The sequence below is a fragment of the Bradyrhizobium uaiense genome, from assembly GCF_010811875.1.
GTDB classification, from domain to species: Bacteria; Pseudomonadota; Alphaproteobacteria; order Rhizobiales; family Xanthobacteraceae; genus Bradyrhizobium; species Bradyrhizobium uaiense.
Genome location: NZ_VKHP01000103.1, coordinates 1 through 19,814, shown reverse-complemented (window position 1 = coordinate 19,814; position 19,814 = coordinate 1). Strand labels below are relative to the sequence as shown.

At 65.4% G+C, this 19,814-nt stretch carries 22 protein-coding genes; 9 read left to right on the top strand and 13 right to left on the bottom strand.

From position 1 onward, the window contains the following. The first annotated feature begins 246 nt into the window (after nt 1-246). From FNJ47_RS23420 to FNJ47_RS23410, 3 genes are all read left to right on the top strand, one after another. Nucleotides 247-1,560 (top strand): MFS transporter, encoded by a 1,314-nt coding sequence (locus FNJ47_RS23420; protein ID WP_163157330.1) that lies wholly within the window; start codon nt 247-249, stop codon nt 1,558-1,560. Between the two features lie 21 nt (nt 1,561-1,581). Beyond that, the gene (locus tag FNJ47_RS23415) at nt 1,582-2,655 is read left to right on the top strand and encodes a tartrate dehydrogenase (protein ID WP_163157328.1); all 1,074 of its coding nucleotides are present in this window, start codon (nt 1,582-1,584) and stop codon (nt 2,653-2,655) included. 341 nt (nt 2,656-2,996) lie between these two features. After that, the gene (locus tag FNJ47_RS23410) at nt 2,997-3,755 is read left to right on the top strand and encodes a haloacid dehalogenase type II (protein ID WP_236000064.1); all 759 of its coding nucleotides are present in this window, start codon (nt 2,997-2,999) and stop codon (nt 3,753-3,755) included. Between the two features lie 304 nt (nt 3,756-4,059). On the opposite strand, the gene FNJ47_RS23405 is transcribed toward FNJ47_RS23410, so the two are convergent. The 9 genes from FNJ47_RS23405 to FNJ47_RS23365 all read right to left on the bottom strand — a co-directional run bounded on the left by FNJ47_RS23405 (nt 4,060) and on the right by FNJ47_RS23365 (nt 10,529). Next, nucleotides 4,060-4,824 carry a serine acetyltransferase domain-containing protein gene (locus FNJ47_RS23405; RefSeq protein ID WP_163157326.1) on the bottom strand — a complete coding sequence of 255 codons (765 nt, stop codon included), beginning with the start codon at nt 4,822-4,824 and terminating at the stop codon, nt 4,060-4,062. A 155-nt stretch (nt 4,825-4,979) separates the two neighbouring features. Further along, nucleotides 4,980-5,471 (bottom strand): DUF2852 domain-containing protein, encoded by a 492-nt coding sequence (locus FNJ47_RS23400; protein ID WP_097676724.1) that lies wholly within the window; start codon nt 5,469-5,471, stop codon nt 4,980-4,982. 130 nt (nt 5,472-5,601) lie between these two features. Further along, nucleotides 5,602-6,315 carry a TetR/AcrR family transcriptional regulator gene (locus FNJ47_RS23395; protein ID WP_163157324.1) on the bottom strand — a complete coding sequence of 238 codons (714 nt, stop codon included), beginning with the start codon at nt 6,313-6,315 and terminating at the stop codon, nt 5,602-5,604. Between the two features lie 142 nt (nt 6,316-6,457). After that, nucleotides 6,458-6,823: a YciI family protein gene (locus FNJ47_RS23390; RefSeq protein WP_163157322.1), complete on the bottom strand. Its 366-nt coding sequence runs from the start codon at nt 6,821-6,823 to the stop codon at nt 6,458-6,460. A gap of 89 nt (nt 6,824-6,912) precedes the next feature. Next, a complete protein-coding gene (locus FNJ47_RS23385; protein ID WP_163157320.1) occupies nt 6,913-7,338 on the bottom strand; it encodes a YciI family protein in 426 nt (141 codons plus the stop codon). A gap of 146 nt (nt 7,339-7,484) precedes the next feature. Beyond that, on the bottom strand, nt 7,485-7,901 hold the full coding sequence (locus tag FNJ47_RS23380) for a YciI family protein (protein WP_163157318.1): 417 nt from the start codon (nt 7,899-7,901) through the stop codon (nt 7,485-7,487). A gap of 123 nt (nt 7,902-8,024) precedes the next feature. Beyond that, nucleotides 8,025-9,230, bottom strand: a complete 1,206-nt coding sequence (locus FNJ47_RS23375; protein ID WP_163157317.1) for a serine hydrolase domain-containing protein — start codon at nt 9,228-9,230, stop codon at nt 8,025-8,027. Between the two features lie 73 nt (nt 9,231-9,303). Then, on the bottom strand, nt 9,304-9,675 hold the full coding sequence (locus tag FNJ47_RS23370) for a nuclear transport factor 2 family protein (protein ID WP_163157315.1): 372 nt from the start codon (nt 9,673-9,675) through the stop codon (nt 9,304-9,306). 179 nt (nt 9,676-9,854) lie between these two features. Continuing rightward, nucleotides 9,855-10,529 (bottom strand): glutathione S-transferase family protein, encoded by a 675-nt coding sequence (locus tag FNJ47_RS23365; RefSeq protein WP_163157312.1) that lies wholly within the window; start codon nt 10,527-10,529, stop codon nt 9,855-9,857. Nucleotides 10,530-11,028: 499 nt separating this feature from the next. Between FNJ47_RS23365 and FNJ47_RS23360 the strand changes: the two genes are divergently transcribed. Continuing rightward, nucleotides 11,029-12,699, top strand: a complete 1,671-nt coding sequence (locus FNJ47_RS23360; RefSeq protein ID WP_163157310.1) for a methyl-accepting chemotaxis protein — start codon at nt 11,029-11,031, stop codon at nt 12,697-12,699. 164 nt (nt 12,700-12,863) lie between these two features. Further along, a complete protein-coding gene (locus FNJ47_RS23355; protein WP_163157308.1) occupies nt 12,864-13,649 on the top strand; it encodes an SDR family NAD(P)-dependent oxidoreductase in 786 nt (261 codons plus the stop codon). A 145-nt stretch (nt 13,650-13,794) separates the two neighbouring features. Here FNJ47_RS23355 and FNJ47_RS23350 read toward each other — a convergent pair whose 3' ends face one another. Beyond that, entirely contained in the window at nt 13,795-14,364 is a 570-nt protein-coding gene (locus FNJ47_RS23350) for a histidine phosphatase family protein (protein WP_163157356.1), read from the bottom strand. A gap of 234 nt (nt 14,365-14,598) precedes the next feature. Between FNJ47_RS23350 and FNJ47_RS23345 the strand changes: the two genes are divergently transcribed. After that, the gene (locus FNJ47_RS23345) at nt 14,599-15,468 is read left to right on the top strand and encodes a hypothetical protein (RefSeq protein WP_163157306.1); all 870 of its coding nucleotides are present in this window, start codon (nt 14,599-14,601) and stop codon (nt 15,466-15,468) included. A 152-nt stretch (nt 15,469-15,620) separates the two neighbouring features. Here FNJ47_RS23345 and cobS read toward each other — a convergent pair whose 3' ends face one another. Continuing rightward, nucleotides 15,621-16,373, bottom strand: coding sequence for an adenosylcobinamide-GDP ribazoletransferase (gene cobS / locus FNJ47_RS23340; RefSeq protein WP_163157304.1), 753 nt, complete (start codon nt 16,371-16,373; stop codon nt 15,621-15,623). Between the two features lie 53 nt (nt 16,374-16,426). Between cobS and cobT the strand changes: the two genes are divergently transcribed. The 3 genes from cobT to FNJ47_RS23325 all read left to right on the top strand — a co-directional run bounded on the left by cobT (nt 16,427) and on the right by FNJ47_RS23325 (nt 18,435). After that, nucleotides 16,427-17,440: a nicotinate-nucleotide--dimethylbenzimidazole phosphoribosyltransferase gene (gene cobT / locus FNJ47_RS23335; protein ID WP_163157302.1), complete on the top strand. Its 1,014-nt coding sequence runs from the start codon at nt 16,427-16,429 to the stop codon at nt 17,438-17,440. Between the two features lie 166 nt (nt 17,441-17,606). Beyond that, nucleotides 17,607-17,897 carry a hypothetical protein gene (locus FNJ47_RS23330; RefSeq protein ID WP_021080156.1) on the top strand — a complete coding sequence of 97 codons (291 nt, stop codon included), beginning with the start codon at nt 17,607-17,609 and terminating at the stop codon, nt 17,895-17,897. Between the two features lie 115 nt (nt 17,898-18,012). Next, the gene (locus tag FNJ47_RS23325) at nt 18,013-18,435 is read left to right on the top strand and encodes a hypothetical protein (protein WP_163157300.1); all 423 of its coding nucleotides are present in this window, start codon (nt 18,013-18,015) and stop codon (nt 18,433-18,435) included. 261 nt (nt 18,436-18,696) lie between these two features. Here FNJ47_RS23325 and FNJ47_RS23320 read toward each other — a convergent pair whose 3' ends face one another. Next, complete coding sequence (locus FNJ47_RS23320; protein WP_163157298.1) at nt 18,697-19,107, bottom strand: VOC family protein; 411 nt, start codon at nt 19,105-19,107, stop codon at nt 18,697-18,699. 80 nt (nt 19,108-19,187) lie between these two features. Then, nucleotides 19,188-19,724, bottom strand: coding sequence for an SRPBCC family protein (locus tag FNJ47_RS23315; RefSeq protein ID WP_163157296.1), 537 nt, complete (start codon nt 19,722-19,724; stop codon nt 19,188-19,190). Nucleotides 19,725-19,814: the final 90 nt, after the last annotated feature.

Below are 19,814 nucleotides of genomic sequence, written 5' to 3'. Positions count from 1 at the left end.
TGCAAGGAGCGAAGCGACGAAGCAATCCATGGTTTCGCATATGCGGTTGCATGGATTGCTTCGCGGAGCCTGTCATCCGGCGGCGCTCCGCGCCGACCGGGCGGCTCGCAATGACGGCGCCGCGATTATATCATTTTTTTGTATAAACCCAGACGGATTGAACCGGAAGGGCACGCCCCTTTAGGCTTCCCGGTGGCGCGGCAAAATGCGCCGTCCCAACAAACAACACGAACCCAGAGGAAGCCCATGGAAAGCGAGCTTGGCAGCCGCGTATTGCGCAAGATCACCCTGCGCATCGTGCCGTTCATCATGCTGCTGTACTTCGTGGCCTTCATCGACCGCGTCAATATCGGTTTCGCCTCGCTGACCATGAACAAGGACATCGGCCTGTCGCCGACGGTCTATGGCTTCGGCGCCGGTATCTTCTTCTGGGGCTACTTCCTGTTCGAGGTGCCCTCCAACATCATCCTGCACAAGATCGGCGCGCGGATATGGATCGCGCGGGTGATGATCACCTGGGGTATCGTTTCGGCGGCGATGGCGCTGGTGCAGGGCGCGACCAGCTTCTACGTGCTGCGCTTCCTGCTCGGCGCCGCAGAGGCCGGCTTCTTCCCCGGCATCATCCTTTACCTCTCCTACTGGTTCCCGGCGCGGCAGCGCGCCGCCGTCACCGCCCTGTTCATGGCCGCAGCGCCGCTGTCGACCGTGCTCGGCTCGCCGGTCTCCGGCGCGCTGCTGGAGATGGACGGCCTGCTCGGCTTCAAGGGCTGGCAATGGCTGTTCGTGCTGGAGGCCGTTCCGGCCGTGCTGCTCGGCTTCGTCGTGCTCGGCTTCCTGACCGACCGGCCGGAACAGGCCAGATGGCTCGCCGATGACGAGCGCGCCTGGCTGGTCAAGACCATGAAGGCCGAGACCGACGGCAAAGCCGCCACCGCGAGCCACAGCATCTGGCGCGGCCTTGCCGACCCGCGCGTCCTGGCGCTGGCGCTGGTCTATTTCGGTACCTCGGCCGGGCTTTATACGCTCGGGGTGTGGGCGCCGCAGATCATCAAGGCGTTCGGCCTGTCGTCGATCCAGGTCGGCTTCCTCAACGCGGTGCCGGCGACCATCGCCGTCGTCGCGATGGTGTTGTGGGCGCGGCATTCCGACCGCACCGGCGAGCGTACCTGGCACGTGGTGCTGGCCTGCCTGATGGCCGCCGCAGGACTCGCGCTTGCCGGATTGTGGACCGGCCTCGCCGCTGTGATCGCGGCGCTGACCCTGGTCAATATCGGCATCTCCTCCTCGAAGCCGCCGCTGTGGAGCATGCCGACCATGTTCCTGTCAGGCTCCGCCGCCGCAGCAGGCATCGCCACCATCAACTCGATCGGCAATCTCGGCGGCTTCGTCGGGCCTGCAATGATCGGTTGGATCAAGGACCGCACCGGCAGTTTCGAGGGCGGTCTTTATTTCGTCGCCGGCCTGCTGGTGCTGTCGGCCGTGCTCACGCTGCTGCTGTCGCGCGCGCAGAGCGCTGCGGCGCCGGCCGGCTCACAACCCCATCCCATGCAATCCCGCTAACAACTCATCCGGAGAGAACCCATGCGTACCCATTCCATCGCCGCCATTCCCGCCGACGGCATCGGCCCCGAAGTGATCTCCGCCGGTGTCCGCGTGCTGGAGGCGCTGGCCAAGCGCTCAGGCGACATCAGCTTCAACGTCAAGACCTTCGACTGGGGCTCGGACTATTACAAGAAGCACGGCGTGATGATGCCGGCCGACGGGCTCGCCGAATTGAAGAAGTTCGACGCGATCTATTTCGGCGCGGTCGGCGCGCCCGACGTGCCCGATCACATCACGCTATGGGGCCTTCGCTTACCGATCTGCCAGGGCTTTGACCAATACGCCAATGTGCGGCCGACAAAAATCCTTCCCGGCGTCGCCTCACCGTTGCGCAATGTCGGCGTCGGCGATCTCGACTGGGTGATCGTGCGCGAGAATTCCGAAGGCGAATATGCCGGCATGGGCGGCCGCGCACACAAGGGCCTGCCGGAGGAAGTCGGCACCGAAGTCGCGGTATTCACCCGGGTCGGCGTGACGCGGATCATGCGCTATGCGTTCCAGCTCGCGCAGTCGCGGCCGCGCAAATTCCTCACCGTAGTGACCAAGTCGAACGCGCAGCGCCACGGCATGGTGATGTGGGACGAGATCGCCGCCGAAGTGGCGAAGGAATTCCCCGATGTCACCTGGGACAAGATGCTGGTCGACGCCATGACGGTGCGGATGACGCTGCACCCGAAGAGCCTCGACACCATCGTCGCGACCAATCTGCACGCCGACATTCTCTCCGACCTCGCCGGCGCGCTGGCCGGCAGCCTCGGCGTCGCGCCGACCGGCAACCTCGACCCGCAGCGCCGCTTCCCCTCCATGTTCGAGCCGATCCATGGCTCGGCCTTCGACATCACCGGCAAGGGCATCGCCAACCCGGTCGCCACCTTCTGGACCGGCGCGCAGATGCTGGAGCATCTCGGCGAGAAGGATGCCGCCGCGCGCCTGATGGCCGCAGTCGAGAAGGTGTGCGCGGCCGGCGTGCTGACGCCCGACGTCGGCGGCAAGGCGACGACGAAGGAAGTGACCGACGCGGTGATCGACGCGATCCATGGATCGAATGTGTAAGGCGAGGTCGCTTCGTTGCATCACGCAGTGAGGCGAGCACACTAGTCGGGCTCCCTCCCGCCCTTGCGGGGGAGGGTCGGGGAGAGGGGTACCGCTTGCTCCGCTTTCCGTCAGAAACCGCGATGCTCGCTACGCAGGTTGACGCAGCGATATCGCACCTTGCATCTCTCCCGGGGCCACCCCTCTCCCCACCCTCTCCCGCAAGGGGAGAGGGAGCCTGAGTGGCGTGCTCACCTGACGAAGGAATTGGTACGCCGCTTCCGATACAAGCAACCGGGGATCGAACCGTGCTACCCGATCTGACCAGACGAAGCTTTGTGACTGCCGGAGGACTATCGATCATGGCCGCGATGACGGGGATACAGCCGGCAGGCGCCGCGACATGGCGCGATGAGATCCGCGCCATCGCGTTCGACGTCCAGGGGACGTGCGTCGACTTCTACCAGCCGATCCTGCGTGCGGGGCAAGCCATCAACGCCGCGAAGGGGCTCACTCTCGACTGGGCCAGACTCTCGAGCGAATGGCGCGATCTCTATCGTGCCGCGCTCGACGACGTGATCGCCGGCAAGCGCCCATGGATCCGGGTCGACCGCATCTATCGCGAGGCGCTGGACGTGCTGCTCGATCGCCACGGCCTCTCGGAGGCGTTCTCCACGGATGAGCGCGACGAATTGAACACGGTGTGGACCAGGCTCGACGCCTGGCCCGACAGCGTCGAAGGGATGACGCGCCTGCGCGGTCGGTTCGTGACCTCGACATTGTCGAATGCCGGCATGGCCGCGGTGGTGGCGGTGGTCAAGCACGCCAGGCTGCCGTTCGACGCCGTGCTGACCGCGGAGCTGGCGCGCAGCTACAAGCCGTCACCTGCGGTGTACCAGCTCGCCGTCGACTATCTCGGCTATCCCGCCGACAAGATCCTGATGGTCGCCTGCCACAAATACGACCTGAAGGCGGCCCGCGCCTTCGGCATGCGCACCGCGTTCGTCGCCCGCCCGTTGGAGTTCGGGCCGGCGGCGAAGGTCGACGTGGCGCCGGAATCCTGGATCGACCTCCACGCGGACAGTTTTACGCAACTCGCAGACATGCTCGTGCCGGCGTGACGACGCGAGGGCGCGATCCATGGGTCGAATGTGTCAGGCGCGGTCCTACGCCGCATCACGCAGTGAGGCGAGCACGACGGTAGGCTCCCTCCCCCCTTGCGGGGGAGGGTTGGGGAGCGGGGTACCGCTTGCTCCGCTGCCGATTGAGAAAGCGGACCCGTCTCCCGGCTGTTTCGGCGTCCGTTGATACAATCGAACCGATCCCTCACATCTGTCCCGGGGCCACCCCTCTCCCCACCCTCTCCCGCAAGGGGAGAGGGAGCCTGAGCGCGGTGCTCACCTCACAGTCGCCCAGATGCTCACCCTACGGCCGCGCCCCCGCTTCCGCGCAATTGGTCAGCCGGGCCGGCACGCCGACAACGGTGCAGCCGGCCGGCACATCCGACGTCACAAGCGCGCCGGCGCCGACCTTGGCGAAGTCGCCGATCGAGAGCTTGCCGATCACCGTCGCGCCCGCGCTGAGCAGCACGCCATGACCGATCCTCGGGGCGTGGCGCGGATCATCCTGACGCCGCGCGATGGTGACGTTCTGCAGGATCGTGACCTCGTCGCCAACGGAGGCCAGCGCGCCGATGATGATGCCGGTGCCGTGATCGAGGAAAACCGCCGTTCCGATCTGGGCCGACGGGTGAATGCTGATCTGCAACTGATCCGCCGCCGCGCTTTGCATCAACAGCGCAAGGTCGGGACGGTCGTTCCGCCACAGCCGGTTCGACACCCGCCAGGCTTGCAGCGCGACATAGCCCTTGAAGTTGAGGAGCGGCGCCAACAAGCCCGTGATCGCCGGATCGCGGCGCACGATGGCTGTGAGATCAACGGCCGCGGCATCGACCAGCGCGGGCTCGGCCGCGAACGCCTCGCGGGCGGTGCGCGTGAACTGTGCGCGATCGGCCTCCGCGTGGCTGATGCGCCGGCCGATCAGGAAAGCGAGCGCGCCGCCGAAATCGCCTTGGTCGAGGATGAAGGCGGCCGAGGCCTCGAGAAACGGATCCGCGACAACGGCCGCTTCCGCTTCGCGCCGGATCGCAAGCCAGAGATCGTCAGAACGCGCTGTCACAGACCCTGCCATCAACTTCGCCTCATCGTCCGGGTTGCCGGACGATACAGTGGGCATCACCGTTCCGAAATGCAAACCGCCCGCTTGCTCATCGCAAACGGGCGGCTCAGGGCCATCAGGTTCTATGGGGGCACATCGCCTGAAGGCTCAGTGCTTGCCTCGCGTGATCAGCTCTGCGGCGGCTGGTCGTTCGGCGGGGTCGGACGCGTCTTGTGCTGGGCCATGAAGGCGTCGAACTCTTCCTTGTCCTTGGCGTGGCGCAGGCGATCGAGGAAGTTCTTGAACTCGACCTGCTCTTCCTCGAGACGACGCAGCGTATCCTGGCGATACTCGTCGAAGGCGCGGTTACCGCTGGAGGGCGGGCCGAAGCCGCCGAACGGGAAGCCGCGGCGCTCCATCCGGCTCTTCATCCGCTCCATCTTGTCCTGCATGCGCTCCATCTTGTTCGCCCAGCGATCCTGATCGTAGTGACTCCAACAGGCCATTTTTCTGCTCCCGAGTGTGAAAAAGAGAAGGGCGAGGCCGATCGGCCACCAGATCATGAAGCCGAGGATGATCCCGGCGATCTTCAGGGGATGCCAGGGCGTCGCGTAGAAGTGCGGACGGTAGGGCTCTTCGACGGGGCCGCGCCAGCGATTGACATCAGCGGTGTAGGCCATTTCCTTCTCCATCACGGCATCACGCCGTTGTGAATGTAAATAACATTTACATAGGTAGCCGATCCCTTGGGAAAGTCAAGCAGCGCGGATGACGCACCCCTCGGATTATTTTTAGGCCAGGCGTTGAACCTTATTTCGGCTTGCCCCACGGACCGGCCTTCTCGCCAGCCGGCTTGTCGTCGGCGGCCGCGGTTCCCGGCCTGCGTTCGGTGGGGAAGCCGAGCCCGCGCAGATAGATCAGCACTTCGGCCTCGAGCAGATCCTCTGGCGACATCGGCAGCTTGCGCCGCGCGGCGTCACCGCGGCCGAACAGCGAGGCGACGCCGTGCGACATCGACCAGATGTGCAGCGCCATCATCATCGCCGGCGGGCGCGGCATGCCGGGCGGCGCCAGCGCCGCGAGCCGCTCGGCTGCGGCGCGGATGATCGCAAAGGCGCGCTCGCTGGCAGCCATCAAGGTCGGATTGGAATCGACCGGCAGGCCGGATTCGAACATCGCGGAATAGAACGCCGGCTCCTCGCGCGCGAAGGCGAGATAGGCCTTGCCGACCCGCTCGAACGCCGTGACGGTGTCCGGGCGGCCGTCGTCCCAAGCCTGCGTCAGCAGCGACTCGAACTGCTCGAAGCCGCGCTGCGCGATGCTGGCGATCAATTCGTCGCGGTCGCGGAAGTGCCGGTACGGCGCGGCGGGACTGACGCCGGCCATCCGCGCGGCATCGGCGAAGGTGAAACCGGCCGGCCCCTTCTTCGAGATCAGGTCGAGCGCTGCCTGCAGCAACGCCTCTTTGAGATTGCCGTGATGATAGCCGCGCTCGGCGCGGCCTTGGTCCTTGCGCCAGCTCATGTGAACGGCTTTTACATGAGCCGGCGGTAAAGGTCACTAGCGGGGCGATGACGCGTCAATCAAGATTAACGGATCGCTCCCGCTGCGTGCGGGCCCGAAGTCGTCCCGGGGAACTATCGCCCGGGCACTAGCGGCCTGGGCACTAGCGGCCCGGGATCGGCAGCACCGGCATGATCTCCACGGCTTCGCCCGGGAAGATCGCAAAGTGCGGGTGGTTCTCGAACAGCTTGGCCGCCGCCTCATGCGAGGGCGCGCGCACCACCGTGAAGCCGGTGATCAGATTGGTGATGTCCGCCGTGCCGCCGGCGCCGACCTTCTTGGTCTTGCCGAGCGGTCCGCCCATCTCGACGATCACGTCGTGATGCTTCTCGACCCAGGCGCCCCACGCCGCCATGCCCTGCTGCTCCTTGGCGCGCCGTTCAGCCTCGGGCATCGCGTTCCAGGCTTCCATGCGCGCGCCGGTTTTACCGCCGCCGAGATAGACGGCGAGGAAGGTGTTGCTGCTCATCATGCTTCTCCGTTGTGGTGGTTGGTGGTTCGACGATCGGTTGGTGGCGCGATGCCGCCGTGCGGCAGCATCGCCTGTCGTTCAAAACATCAGCGCAGCGCCTTGCCCCAGCCGCCCTGCGGATGCTCGAAGGTGGCGGCCGCCTGTTGCACCTCCTCGGAGAAATCGCTCATCTCCTGCACTTGGCGGATCTCGATCATCTCGTTCGCGGTGGCGGGGCACTTCTTGGCCCATGCGATCGCCTCGGCGCGCGAGGCGACCTCGATCATCCAGAAGCCGCCGATCACTTCCTTGGCCTCGGTGAACGGGCCGTCGATCACGACGGGCTCGCCGGTGTCGAACTTGACGCGCGCGCCTGCAGCCGGCGGATGCAGGCCTTCCAGCGTGATCAGCACGCCGGCGTCCTTGAGCGCCTGATTGTATCGCATCATCGCAGCGACCCGCTCGGGGTCGAGCTCGAGCTTGGCCGGCGCGGACTCGTAGCCGAGCGGAATCATCAGCATCATGAAACGCATTGGTCGGATTTCCCTATCTGTTGACGCACTCGCAATCTTCACCCTCGTCATTCGCGGACGTGTCAGGCCCGGAATCCATGACTTGCGACGGTGGTTATGTATTCCGGGCGGATCGCCTCGGCGATATCCCGGAATGACGTCGGGTGTCATTTCTTGCCTGCCTGCGCGCGCAGGCGCTCTCCCCGCTCGCGCAGCTCCGGCGTCAGCGCCGCGCCGAAATCGTCCGGCGTAAACACCTGACGGATTTCGATCTCGGAGCCGCCGCCGAACGGCGCGCGCTTCATCCAGTCGAGCGCTTCATCGAGCGATTTGGTCTCGATCAGCCAGAAGCCCGCGACGAGATCGCTGCTCAGGCCGAACGGTCCGTGCGATACCGTGCCCTGCCCGCCGGCATATTTGACGCGGGCGCCCTTGCTGGTCGGATGCAACCCCTCGCCGGCCTGCATCACGCCGGCCTTGACCATCTCCTCGTTGAACTTGCCCATCGCCGCGAGCAGCTCGGTGCCCGGCATCACACCGGCCTCGGTATCGCTGTTCGCCTTCACGATCACCATGAACTTCATCGTCCTGCTCCGTTGTCTCTCGGCCGATCACAGCACCGGCGCTCGGTTGAAAGACGTTGGAGGGTTTGCGCTCCCGACACGACCATTGAAATTATCTTCGACGTCATTGACGCAGGCCTCGCGCTAGTCATCGATCGCCTGATAGGCGAGCGTCCAGAAATCGGAGAACACCGGCAGCGGCTGCGGCGAATCCATCATGCGCTGGGTCAGCAGGATTCCGGTCATCGCCTCGCGCGGGTCGGAATACCAGGAGGTGCCATAGCCACCGTCCCAGCCGTAGCGGCCCGGCACATCGCAGAGATCGTCGCGCGCGGTCACGACCGACAGCCCGAAACCCCAGCCCCGCGTGCCAAGCAAAAACTCGGAGCCAAGTTTTTGTTCCGGCGTGATCTGGTTCGAGGTCATCAACTCCACCGAGGGACGCGACAGGATGCGCTCGGTGCCGAGCCGCCCGCCGTTGAGCATCATCTGCGCGAAGGCGTTGAAATCATCCGCGGTCGAGACCAGCCCGGCCCCGCCGTTCTCGAACGCCGGCGGCGCAGCGTATTTGCCGGTCGCGGGCGCGTCGAACACCTTCAACGCGCCGCTCGCAGGATCGCGGGCATAGGCCGTCGCAAGCCGCGTCAACTTGTGTTGCGGCACATGGAAAGCCGTATCCTTCATTCCGAGCGGCTCGAACACGCGTTCCTGCAGGAAGCCGCCGAACGAGGTTCCGGCGAGGCGCGCGATCAAGACACCGAGGATCAGGCTCCCGGTGTTGTAGAGCCAGCGTTCACCGGGTTGATAGGCCAGCGGCAGCGTGCCGTAGCGACGCAGCAATTCGTCCGGCGGAAACGACGGAAACACCGGCCCGGGCGCGAAGCCCGCATCCGCCAGCGCCATCTGGATCGGATAGCGCGCCGGATAAGCGGGGATCATGCCGAGCCCGAAGCGAAAGGTCAGAAGATCACGCAACGTGATCGCGCGCCTCGCCGGCACCGTGTCGTTGACCTCGGATTCGATGCTGCGCAGCACCTTGCGATCGGCGAGCTCGGGCAGCCAGCGATCGAGGGGATCGTCGAGCCTGAGCCGGCATTCCTCGACCAGGATCATCGCGGCGACCACCGTCACCGGCTTGGTCATCGAGGCGATGCGGAAGATGGTATCGCGCTGCATCGGCGGGCCATCCACCGCCATGCGTCCGATCACATCGGCATGGATCTCGCCGCGACGGCTGACCAGCGCCACGAGACCAGGCACGTCGCCATCTTCGATATGGCGCGCCAGCACGTCGTGCATGCGTCCGAGCCGTGCCTGCGACAGGCCGCCATTGTCACTTGCTAAGGGCATTTGCCAGCCTTCCTTCGTCAAAATTCGCGCTCGCCGAAGACGATGATCGAGTGAGCGACATCATCACGGCTGTTTATCGCTCCTGCCGGACCAGTTCGCCGTCCTGATGCGACGGACCGAAATAGACGTCGATCCGCGACACCTTGTCGCCGTTGAACACGAAGAATTCGGTGTTGCGAAAGCTCTTGCCGTCGCGGGCGACGCAGCGATAGGTGACGAAAGCCTCGGCGCCGTCGACCATGATGCGCTCGATCTCGTGACGGCCGATCCAGCCAGGGTCGCGCCAGCACTCGGCGAAATAGCGCGGCTTGTCGATGTTCTCGCCATAGGGCGTCGAGAAGCGGAAATCCTCCGCGAACGCCGCTTCCACGCCCGCGCGGTCATTGGCGAGATAGGCGGCGAAGAGCGAGCGGATGATCTCCGCCCTGTTGCCAGCTGCAGCCATGTCGTCTCCACGTCATTCGCCCGGGCCACCGGAGCGCGAAGTGCTCCAGAACCCGGGCTTCAGGGAGATGACGAACGGGACGGCGCGAAAGCGACAGCGCGCCGCGATTTATTTTTCGGAACCGGACCGGGAGTCGGGTTCCGTCTCGGTTCAGCTTTCCTGGTTCAGCTTTTCGAGGTTCAGCTTTCTTGGGGGAACATGCCGAAATAGGGCTCGGCTTCCTTCAGGACGCGCGCAAAGGACGGACGCACCTTCAGCCGCTCGAGATAGGCAGCCAGATGGCGGTGGCCCTCTCCGATCGGCTCGACCTTGTTGCCGTAGAACAGCGCCGGCGCGGCTGCACAATCGGCCAACGAGAATTGCTCGCCCATCATCCAGCCGCCACGCGCGAGTTGCTGATCCAGGATCAGCAATTGCTGATCCAGGATCGCATAGGAGCTGCGGAGCTCCGCCCGCGCGACGACGACGCCATGCGGATCCCTGCGGTCCGCAGGCCGCAGCCGGTCGCCGACGATCTTCTGGGTCGGCAGATGGACATAGAGATCGACGAAGCGGTCGCGCAGCCGGGTCTGCAGCGCGAGCTCCGGATCGTCGGGGATCAGCCTGACGGTGCCGGGATAGTGCCGGTCGAGATACTCGATGACGATACTCGATTCAGGCACCGTCTCGCCGCGCGTCTCGTCGCGGAGCAAGGGAAAGCGGCCGATCGGCGACAGCGCGAGCAGCGCCGCCCGCTCGGCGGGATCGCCGAGATTGACCATGTTCGGCGTGAACGGTGCGCCGTTCTCGTAAAGCGCGACCAGCGCCTTCCAGCAGAACGAGGACAGCGGGTGGTAATGCAGGGTGAGCGACATCAGAACTCCATCATGGAACCAGTACCCGCAGGACGAACCGGAGACCGCTTTGCCGACATCTCGTGCTGCGATTTATTTTTCTGGCACCGGGCGCGAGGAGGAAGCATCGGCGCAACGCGCACGCGTCGAGCACGCGAATCACGGCGCTGGATTGATCCGTGAAGCGATCAACAATATCAGACTTCGTAATAGGCCTATCAGCGCTGGTAAAGTGCGCACGCTGCGATGCTTCGCATCAGACCAAGTTGTCGTCGATTTTTCATCCGTAAGATTACGGCGAACATCGCATTCCGACTATGGATGATAACGTGCATACCGAAAAAATGCTCCGCAAGTTGAGATAGATGCATGCGCGCATCAACGCCTTGTGCAATTCGTGCCAGGCTCACACGGACCACAGGCTTTACCGATGCTAAACGGCTCGCTGCAACCTTTCCGTGAGTTGCAGTGATCCGCTTTTCCCCATCCCGTTTCATTTTCGAAACTTCACGGAGCCCTGATGTTCAGTTTTAGCAACAAGGCCAAGATCGACAACGCGCTGGCGCAAGCCGCAGCGATCGGCAAGTCGCAGGCAGTGATCGAGTTCAAGCTCGACGGCACCATCGTCGACGCCAACGAGAATTTCCTGAACGCAATGGGCTACTCGCTCGACGAGATCAGGGGCAAGCACCACAGCATGTTCGTCGACGCCGCCACGCGCGACAGCCATGACTATCGCGCGTTCTGGGCGAACCTGAACCGCGGCGAATTCCAGGCCGCGCAGTACCGGCGCGTTGCCAAGGGCGGTCGCGAGATCTGGATCCAGGCCTCCTACAACCCGATCATGGACAAGAACGGCAAGCCGGTCGGCGTCGTCAAATTCGCCACCAACATCACCGCGCAGAAGATCCACAGCATGGAAGACTCCGGCAAGGTCGACGCGATCGGCCGGGCGCAGGCGGTGATCGAGTTCAACATGGACGGCACCATCGTCAACGCCAACGAGAACTTCCTCGGCGCGATGGGCTACTCACTCGCCGAGATCCAGGGCAAGCATCACGGCATGTTCATGCCGCCGGCCGACCGCGATAGCCCGGCCTATCGCGATTTCTGGGCGCGGCTGAACCGCGGCGAGTTCGCGACCGGCGAATTCAAGCGGCTCGCCAAGGGCGGCAAGGAGATCTGGATCCTCGCCAGCTACAATCCGATCCTCGACGATCGCGGCAAGCCGTTCAAGGTCGTCAAGTTCGCGACCGACGTCACGCAGCAGAAGCTGAAGGCCGCCGACAATGACGGCCAGATCAACGCGATCGGCAAGTCGCAAGCCGTGATCGAGTTCAACATGGACGGCACGATCCGCACCGCGAATCCGAACTTCCTCGCCGCGATGGGCTATTCGCTGGCCGAAATCCAGGGCAAGCATCACAGCATGTTCGTCGAACCGGTCGAGGCGAGCTCGACGGGCTACCGTGAGTTCTGGAGCGCGCTGAACCGCGGCGAATTCCAGGCCGCCGAATACAAGCGCATCGCCAAGGGCGGCCGCGAGATCTGGATCCAGGCCTCCTACAATCCGATCCTCGATCTCAACGCCAAGCCTTACAAGGTGGTGAAATACGCCACCGACATCACCGCGCAGGCGATCGGCCGCAAGAAGGCCGATAGCGCACGCGGCCTGATCGAGGCGGTCGCCGCCGGCAGCGAGGAGATGAGCGCCTCGATCCGCGAGATCTCGGAGACCATGACCAAGTCGAAGCAGAACGCCGCGGTCGCCACCGGTCGCGTCGAGGCCGCCGACGGCCAGGCGCAAAAGCTCAACGCCGCAGCGCAGGCGATGAGCGGCATCGTCGAGATGATCTCGAGCATCACCGGGCAGATCAATCTGCTCGCGCTCAACGCCACGATCGAATCGGCACGCGCGGGCGAAGCCGGCCGCGGCTTCGCGGTGGTGGCCTCCGAGGTGAAGAGCCTCGCCAACCAGGCCAAGCAGGCGACCGACACGATCTCCTCGGAGATCGATGCGTTGAACTCGATCGCCGCCGAGGTGGTCACGTCGCTGTCCGAGATCAAGGCCGCGATCGCCGGCGTCAACGAGTACATCACCTCCACCGCCGCTGCGGTCGAGGAGCAGAGCATCGTGACGCAGGACATGTCGACCAATATGCAGCGCGCCTCCGCCGAGCTCGCGGCGTAGGTTGCGGTGCGATCCTCGAAGGATGGACGGCCCAGGCTGGGGGCCGTCCATCCTTCGAGACGCACTCTTCGCATTCCCTCGATGAAGAACCTCCATCGGGTTGACACGTCAGAGTAAAGGTCGCAGACGGTCGGAGCTTCCTGCCCGAACCGATGGACCGCCCGATGACTCCCTCTGCACAAAAAGTCGCACTCGTGACCGGCGCCGCGCGCGGCATCGGGCTTGCCGCCGCGAAACGCTTTCTCGCTGACGGCTGGCGCGTCGCGCTGCTCGACATCGAGGGTGAGTTGCTGCACGCCGCGGTCGCAGCATTGAAGCAGCCCGACGACACGCTGGCGCTGACCTGCGACGTATCTGACGCGGCCGGCGTGGCAGCCGCGATCGCCGCGATCTCGGGCCGCTTCGGCCGGCTCGACGCGTTGGTCAACAACGCCGGCACGGCGGTGTTCGCGCCAGTGCTGGAGACGTCCGACGCCGACTGGAGCCGGATCATGGCGGTCAACCTCACCGGCCCGTTCCTGTGCACCAAGGCCGCGGCGCCTCTGATGCGCGAACATGGCGGCGCGATCGTCAACATCACCTCGATCTCGGCGGTCCGCGCCTCGACGCTGCGCTCGGCCTACGGCACCAGCAAGGCCGGCCTTGCGCATCTCACCAAGCAGCTCGCGGTCGAGCTCGCCTCGCTCGGCATCCGCGTCAACGGCGTGGCGCCCGGTCCGGTCGAGACCGCGATGGCCAAGGCGGTCCACACGGCGGAGATCCGTGCCGACTATCACGACGCCATCCCGCTCAACCGCTACGGGCTGGAGGAAGAGCTGGCGGAAGCGATCTTCTTCCTGTGCTCGGATCGCGCCAGCTACATCACCGGACAGATCCTCGCCGTCGACGGCGGCTTCGACGCCGCCGGCATCGGCCTGCCGACGTTGCGCGGCCAGCGGCGGAATGGGTAGTTCATTCATTCTACCACCGTGATTCTGAGGAGCGCGCTCTTGCGCGCGTCTCGAAGGATCGACGGCCACCAGCCGGGCCGCCCATCCTTCGAGGCTCGCTTCGCTCGCACCTCAGGACGACGGGACAAACGCGGGCGCGATTGGCTTAGCGACCATTCACGGCAACCACGCGCCAGGCATTCGGCAGCCGATCGATCCGCGTCAGCGACAGCGGATCGATGACGAAGCGCAGCGCAAGGTCCGGCGTAAGCTCGAGTGCGATCGCAAGCACCGCGCGGATGGTGCCGGAGTGCACGACCAGCACGACGTCGCCGGCCGGCAAGCGCGCAAGCCCGGTCCGTGCGCGCGCGATCTGGTCGGCAAAGCTTTCGCCGCCCGGCGGCTTGTTGGTGCCCGGCGCATTCCAGAACGCGCGATAGGCCGCGGCGCCGAGCTCGGCTTCGATCTCGCCGTGGCGACGGCCGGTCCAGTCGCCGAAATCCTGCTCGCGAAACGCATCATCATCCGTTGCCGTGAGACCGAGCCGCGCCGCGGTCTCGCGGGTGCGCCGCGCCGGGCTGCAAACAGCATAAGTCGCGCGCGGCAGCTTCGCCTGCAAGGCTGCGAATGCGGCGGCACCGGTGAGGTCCGCAGGCGCATCCGGCGCATAGATCACACCGCGCGGCCCGTCGACCGGCGCGTGGCGGATCAGCCAGAGATGCGTCTCGCGGCCCATCGCTGCAGGAGCCCTTCCATCCTGATCAGGGCGTGTACTCATGGACAGTTGATGCCTGATTTATCGGGTAAGGCGGATATGCGTTAGCGTGCACGGCACGAGCCGGCCCTCCTCCATTATCACGAGACCTCAAGGGCGCTATCATCCGGCCATTTTTTGGACAAGACTGACGGGAGTGCTGGGGGCTGATCGCCCCTAACGGATAATCGAGTCGGCACGCTTGGAGGACATTGGATGGAAAGGGAAGCGTCAGTGAACTCTGCCCCCACCCCGAACCCGGTCGAATCGAACGACGGCCGGACCACACCCGCCGACGAGAAACTCGCCGAAACCCACAAGCAGATCACGCGCGCCAATGAAGAGCTCACGCGTTTGAGCGAACAGCTTGCAAGAATGGAGCGCGATGCCGCGTCTCCAGCTCCGCCGCGACCTGCCCCGCCTGCGGCCGGACCCACCCCTGCTGCTTCCGGACCTGGCCCGACCTCTTCCGCACCTCGCTCGCGATCGCCGCGCCGAATGCCGAGGCTCCGAGTTCTCGCCGGCTTGTTGCTGGCATGTATCGTTGTCGCTGCTCTGGCTTTGCAGTCGTCGTATGGTGGGCGAGCCAGACAGGTTGTCGCCCGTTGGGTGCCTCAGCTCGTTTCAACTCCATCATTGCCGCCCGACAATCCGCCGCTTGCGGCGCAGCCCGCTCCACCCACCGTTCAGGCCGCAGCGGCAGACGCCGCTCCGCCCCAGGCGACGCCCCAGGTTCAGGCCGCACCGCCACAGGACGCCGCGCCGACAGCCAATACGGCTCTTCCCGAGCAGACCCTGCTGCTGCAAACGATCGCCCGCAACCTCCAAAATGTGGAGCAAAGTATCGAGCAGCTCAAGGCGGACCAGCAACAGATGGCCCGCGTGAGCTCCAAAGCCATTGATGAACTCAAGGCGAGCCAGGACGAAATGAAACGGGCGCTCGCGAAGGTCTCCGAGCAGAAGCCGTTGCCGCTTCCGACGCCCCTGCCGACTCCGAGCGTGCGCAAGCCCGAGCGGACGTCTCAGCCCCCGTATGCAAGAGCGCGGCCTCCAATGCCCAGGGAGTGGCTCTACGACGATTGGTGACGGTCGATGCAATGCTCATCGATGTCTCGTCCCGCAGCAACGCCACGATCGGCGCGGCTTCCGGTTCTGGCCCATGGCTGAGTTTCGCGCCGGCTCTTGTGTGGGATCGCGTCATCTTCACGCGAGCCGGTATCCACTTCGCTCGAAATGCTCTAACCGAACCGCGCCGCGAGCAGCACCAGGATCGCGGTCTCAGCGACCTGTTCTGTGCCGCCAAGCACGTCGCCGGTCTGGCCGCCGATCTGCCGCCTGGCGAGTTGCGCCATGACCAATGCGCTCGCGCCGGCCGCGATCGCCGCCAGCAGCGCGCTGCTGAAGGGCAGAGCGAGGATTGTGATCACCAGCGCGATGCCGGCCGCGACCACCGCAATCGTGCCGTCAGGCCGGCCGGCATTGGCCGCGAGCCCATCCTTGCGTGCATAGGGCAGACTGATCGCAATCCACGGCAGCATGCCGCGACCGAGCGCATGGGCCGCGATCAGGCTTTGCACCACCATGTCATTGGGAAGCGAAGCCAGTGCCGCCAGCTTGGTGGCAAAGCTCACCACCAGCGCCAGCGCGCCATAGGTGCCGAGTCGGCTGTCGCGCATGATCTCGAGTTTGGCGGCAGGATCGCGGCCGCCGCCGAACCCGTCGGCGACATCGGCGAGCCCATCCTCATGCAGCGCGCCGGTCAGGAGGGCGCTGCCGCCAAGCGCAAGCGCTGCCGCGGCAAGGTCCGGCACGCCGATCGTCCGCAGCAGCAGGCAGAACAGGCCGATCGCCGCACCGATGGCGGCGCCGACCAGCGGGAACAGCCGCTGTGCCCGCGCAAAGCTCTCCGGCCGCGCTCCGTCCGGATGCGGCATCGGCAGGCGGGTCAGAAAGGCGGTCGCGGTCCTGAGATCGTCGAGCCATTGATTCATGGTGAAGGCCTGAAAATTGAACTAGTTTGCGCCCCGCTCGACGAGGGAATCGCATGCAGTTCAGTACTCTAGACGACATCCGCAGCTTTTGTCGCGACCTGCCCCAGGGCGACGAGGCCAGTGCCGCGGCCGCGACGGTTCGCCAGCAGAACCTGACCAAGCCGCCGGGCAGCCTCGGCCGGCTGGAGGAGGTTGCGATCTGGCTGGCGCGCTGGCAGCGGCGCGAGATCCCCCGGCTCGACCAGGTCACGATCGCGGTGTTCGCCGGCAATCACGGCATCGCCGAGCGCGGCGTCTCCGCCTTTCCGTCCGAAGTCACCGCGCAGATGGTGGCGAATTTCGCCGCGGGGGGTGCTGCGATTAACCAGATCGCCAAGCTTGCCGGCGCCGAGCTGCGCGTCGAGCCGCTCGAGCTGGCGCGTCCAACCCGCGATTTCACGATGGCGCCTGCGATGGATGGCGCCGATTTCCTGGTCGCGTTCGATACCGGCTGGCGCACGGTGCCCGAGCAGTGCGATTTGCTCGTCGTCGGCGAGATGGGCATCGCCAACACCACGGTGGCGGCGACGTTGTGTGCGGCCTTGATGGGCGGGCGCGGCGCGCGCTGGGCCGGCCGCGGCACCGGCGTCGACGATGCCGGCCTGCTGCGCAAGCGCACCACGATCGATACGGCCCTCAAAATCCATCGCAACCTGCTCGACGATCCCCTGGCTGTCGCAGTCGCGCTCGGCGGCCGCGAGCTCGCCGCCATCGCGGGCGCTGTGCTGGCGGCACGTGCAAGATCCATCCCTGTGCTGCTCGACGGCTTCGTGGCGACGTCGGCCGTGCTGCCGCTGGCGCGGCTTGCCCCCGGAGGCCTCGCCCATTGCCGCGCCGGGCATGTCTCGGCCGAGCTCGGCCACCGCGAACTGCTGCGCGAACTCGCGCTCGCCCCATTGCTCGATCTCGAGATGCGGCTCGGCGAAGCCTCCGGTGCGGGGATTGCGATCCTGCTGCTGCGCGCGGCGCTTGCCTGTCACGGCGGCATGGCGACCTTTGCCGAGGCCGGCGTCTCCGGCGCAGGCTGAGGCCGCCGCTAGCCGAACTGCTCCACAAAAAGCCGGTGCATACCGTCCGCGCGGGTCACAATCTTCGCGTGCGCAGCATGACCTCTACGCGCCGGAGGGTTACCTTTGTGCCGCTGGGGCACCAGCCTCGGCCATGTCGAACCAGATACCGGGGAGAAATCGCGTCATGTCGGGCGTCCTCATCAATCTGATCATTCAAATCATCAGCGGAGCCGTCGGCGGCAATGTCGCCGCGGGAGCGGCCAAGAACATCGATCTCGGCACGCTCGGAAACACCATCGCAGGCGCCATCGGCGGCGGCGCGGGCGGACAGCTTCTGGGCATGCTGATCCCGCTGCTCGCCAATTCCGGGGCTGCGCCCGACATCGGCAGCATCATCGGACAGGTGGCCGGCGGCGGCGTTGCCGGCGCGGTGCTGACGGCAATCGTGGGCGCGCTCAAGAACCGGGCAGCCTGAGCCCGCCGATCATCGCGGATAGGGCATCGGTCTTGACGATGCCCCATTCCGGCGCGAGCCTTGCGGCCTCGGATGCGGCGGGACCACGATCGCATCCTCGGCACGGATTGCGCTCATGAAGATACTCGTCGCGGCGGCAGCCCTCTGCGCAACGGTTGGCTGCGCGCAGGCCGACGTCCGGATCCTCGCCAGCCCCGGCGGCCAGGTCGGCCCGTTCATCGATCTGTTCGACAAGGTGCGCGAGTCCGGCGAGCGCGTGGTGATCGACGGGCCGTGCCTGTCGGCCTGCACGCTGGTGCTCTCGATGGTGCCCGGCGACCGCATCTGCGTAACGCGGCGCGCCGTGCTCGGCTTCCATGCCGCGCGCTCGATCGACCGGCGCGGCCGAACCTATGCGGAGCCGGAAGCCTCCGAGGCGGTGCTGGAAGCCTACCCGGCGCCGGTGCGCGGCTGGATCGTGCGCCGCGGCGGCCTGACCTCGCGCCTGCTGCTGCTGCGCGGCCGCGAGCTCGCTGCGATCTATCCGCGGTGCAGGTGACGTCTCCGACTGGGTCGTAGCCCGGATGGAGCGCAGCGCAATCCGGGTTTGCCTGTGCGGATAGGATGCCCCGGATTTCGCTACGCTCCATCCGGGCTATGGCTCTCCGCTCCGTCATCCTTGAGGTGCGAGCGGAGCGAGCCTCGAAGGATGCACGGCCCGGCTGGCTGAGGCCACACGTCACGACAGCCGGGCCGTCGACCCTTCGAGGGCCGCTGAAGGAGCGGCCACCTCAGGGTGACGGTGATAGAGCGAGCATGCCTACATCCCCTGCGGGCAGTTCACCATCCAGGGGATGCCGAACTGATCGACGCACATGCCGAAGCCGTTGGAGAAGAAGGTCTTGCCGAACGGCATGGTGACGGTGCCGCCGTCGGCCAGCGCCTTGAACCGGCGTTCGGCCTCTGCGGGATCCTCGACCTGCAGCGACACGTGAAAGCCCTGCGGCTTCTGGAAGTGGCCGGGCGGGGCGTCGGAGGCCATGATGACCTCGCCGTCGATCGTGAGGCGGGCGTGCATGATCTTGTCCTTCCAGCCGGGCGGCGTCTGCATCTCCGGATTGCCCTCGCCATAGGCATAGGATTCCTCGATCCGCGCACCGAGAACCTTCTGGTAGAAGTTCAGCGCGGCGCCGCAATTGCCGTCGTAGGAGAGATAGGGGTTGACCTGCATTGCATGCTCCCTGGGGTAGATTCTCGTTTTGACGCGTTTTCTTCACGCGGACCGACAACCACTTCGCTCGAAAACGCTCGCTATTTTTCAGTCAGCTTCTTCAGATTGGCGAGACCGGCCTCGAAATCCTTGCCGATCATGTGATCCAGGTTGATGAACACCTGCATCACCTTCGACATGAAGACGGCCGGACCATACATGGTCCATGTGACGCTGGTCGCATCCCCCTGCGGCAGCATTGTGAACTCGGCGGTGTTGTGGCCCTCGAACGGCTTGAAGAAGTCGAGCTTGATGACGATCTTCGACGGCGCGGCGGACTGCAGGATCTCCATGCGGCCGGAACCGACATTCTTGTTGCCGTCCCAGGCATAGGCTGCGCCCTGCCCGCGCTCGGCGCCGCTATAGACGCGCTTCATGTCGGCATCCCGGTTTTCATAAGGCGACCAGACCGTCCACTGACGGAAATCGTTGATCAGCGGAAAGACCCGATCGGCCGGCGCATTGATGCTGACCGCACGCGTGACCCGAAGCGTGCCCGGCTTGGTCGCCGCGATGACGAGGATGACGGCGATCGCGACGGCGAGGACAATCGCGATGATGGCAATGGTCTCGAACATAACTGTCTCCACAGGGTGAATTGAGCAATAGCTTAACGACGGAACGGCAGCAGCGCACGCAGATTGCCGTCGCGCAGATAGAGCCCGCCC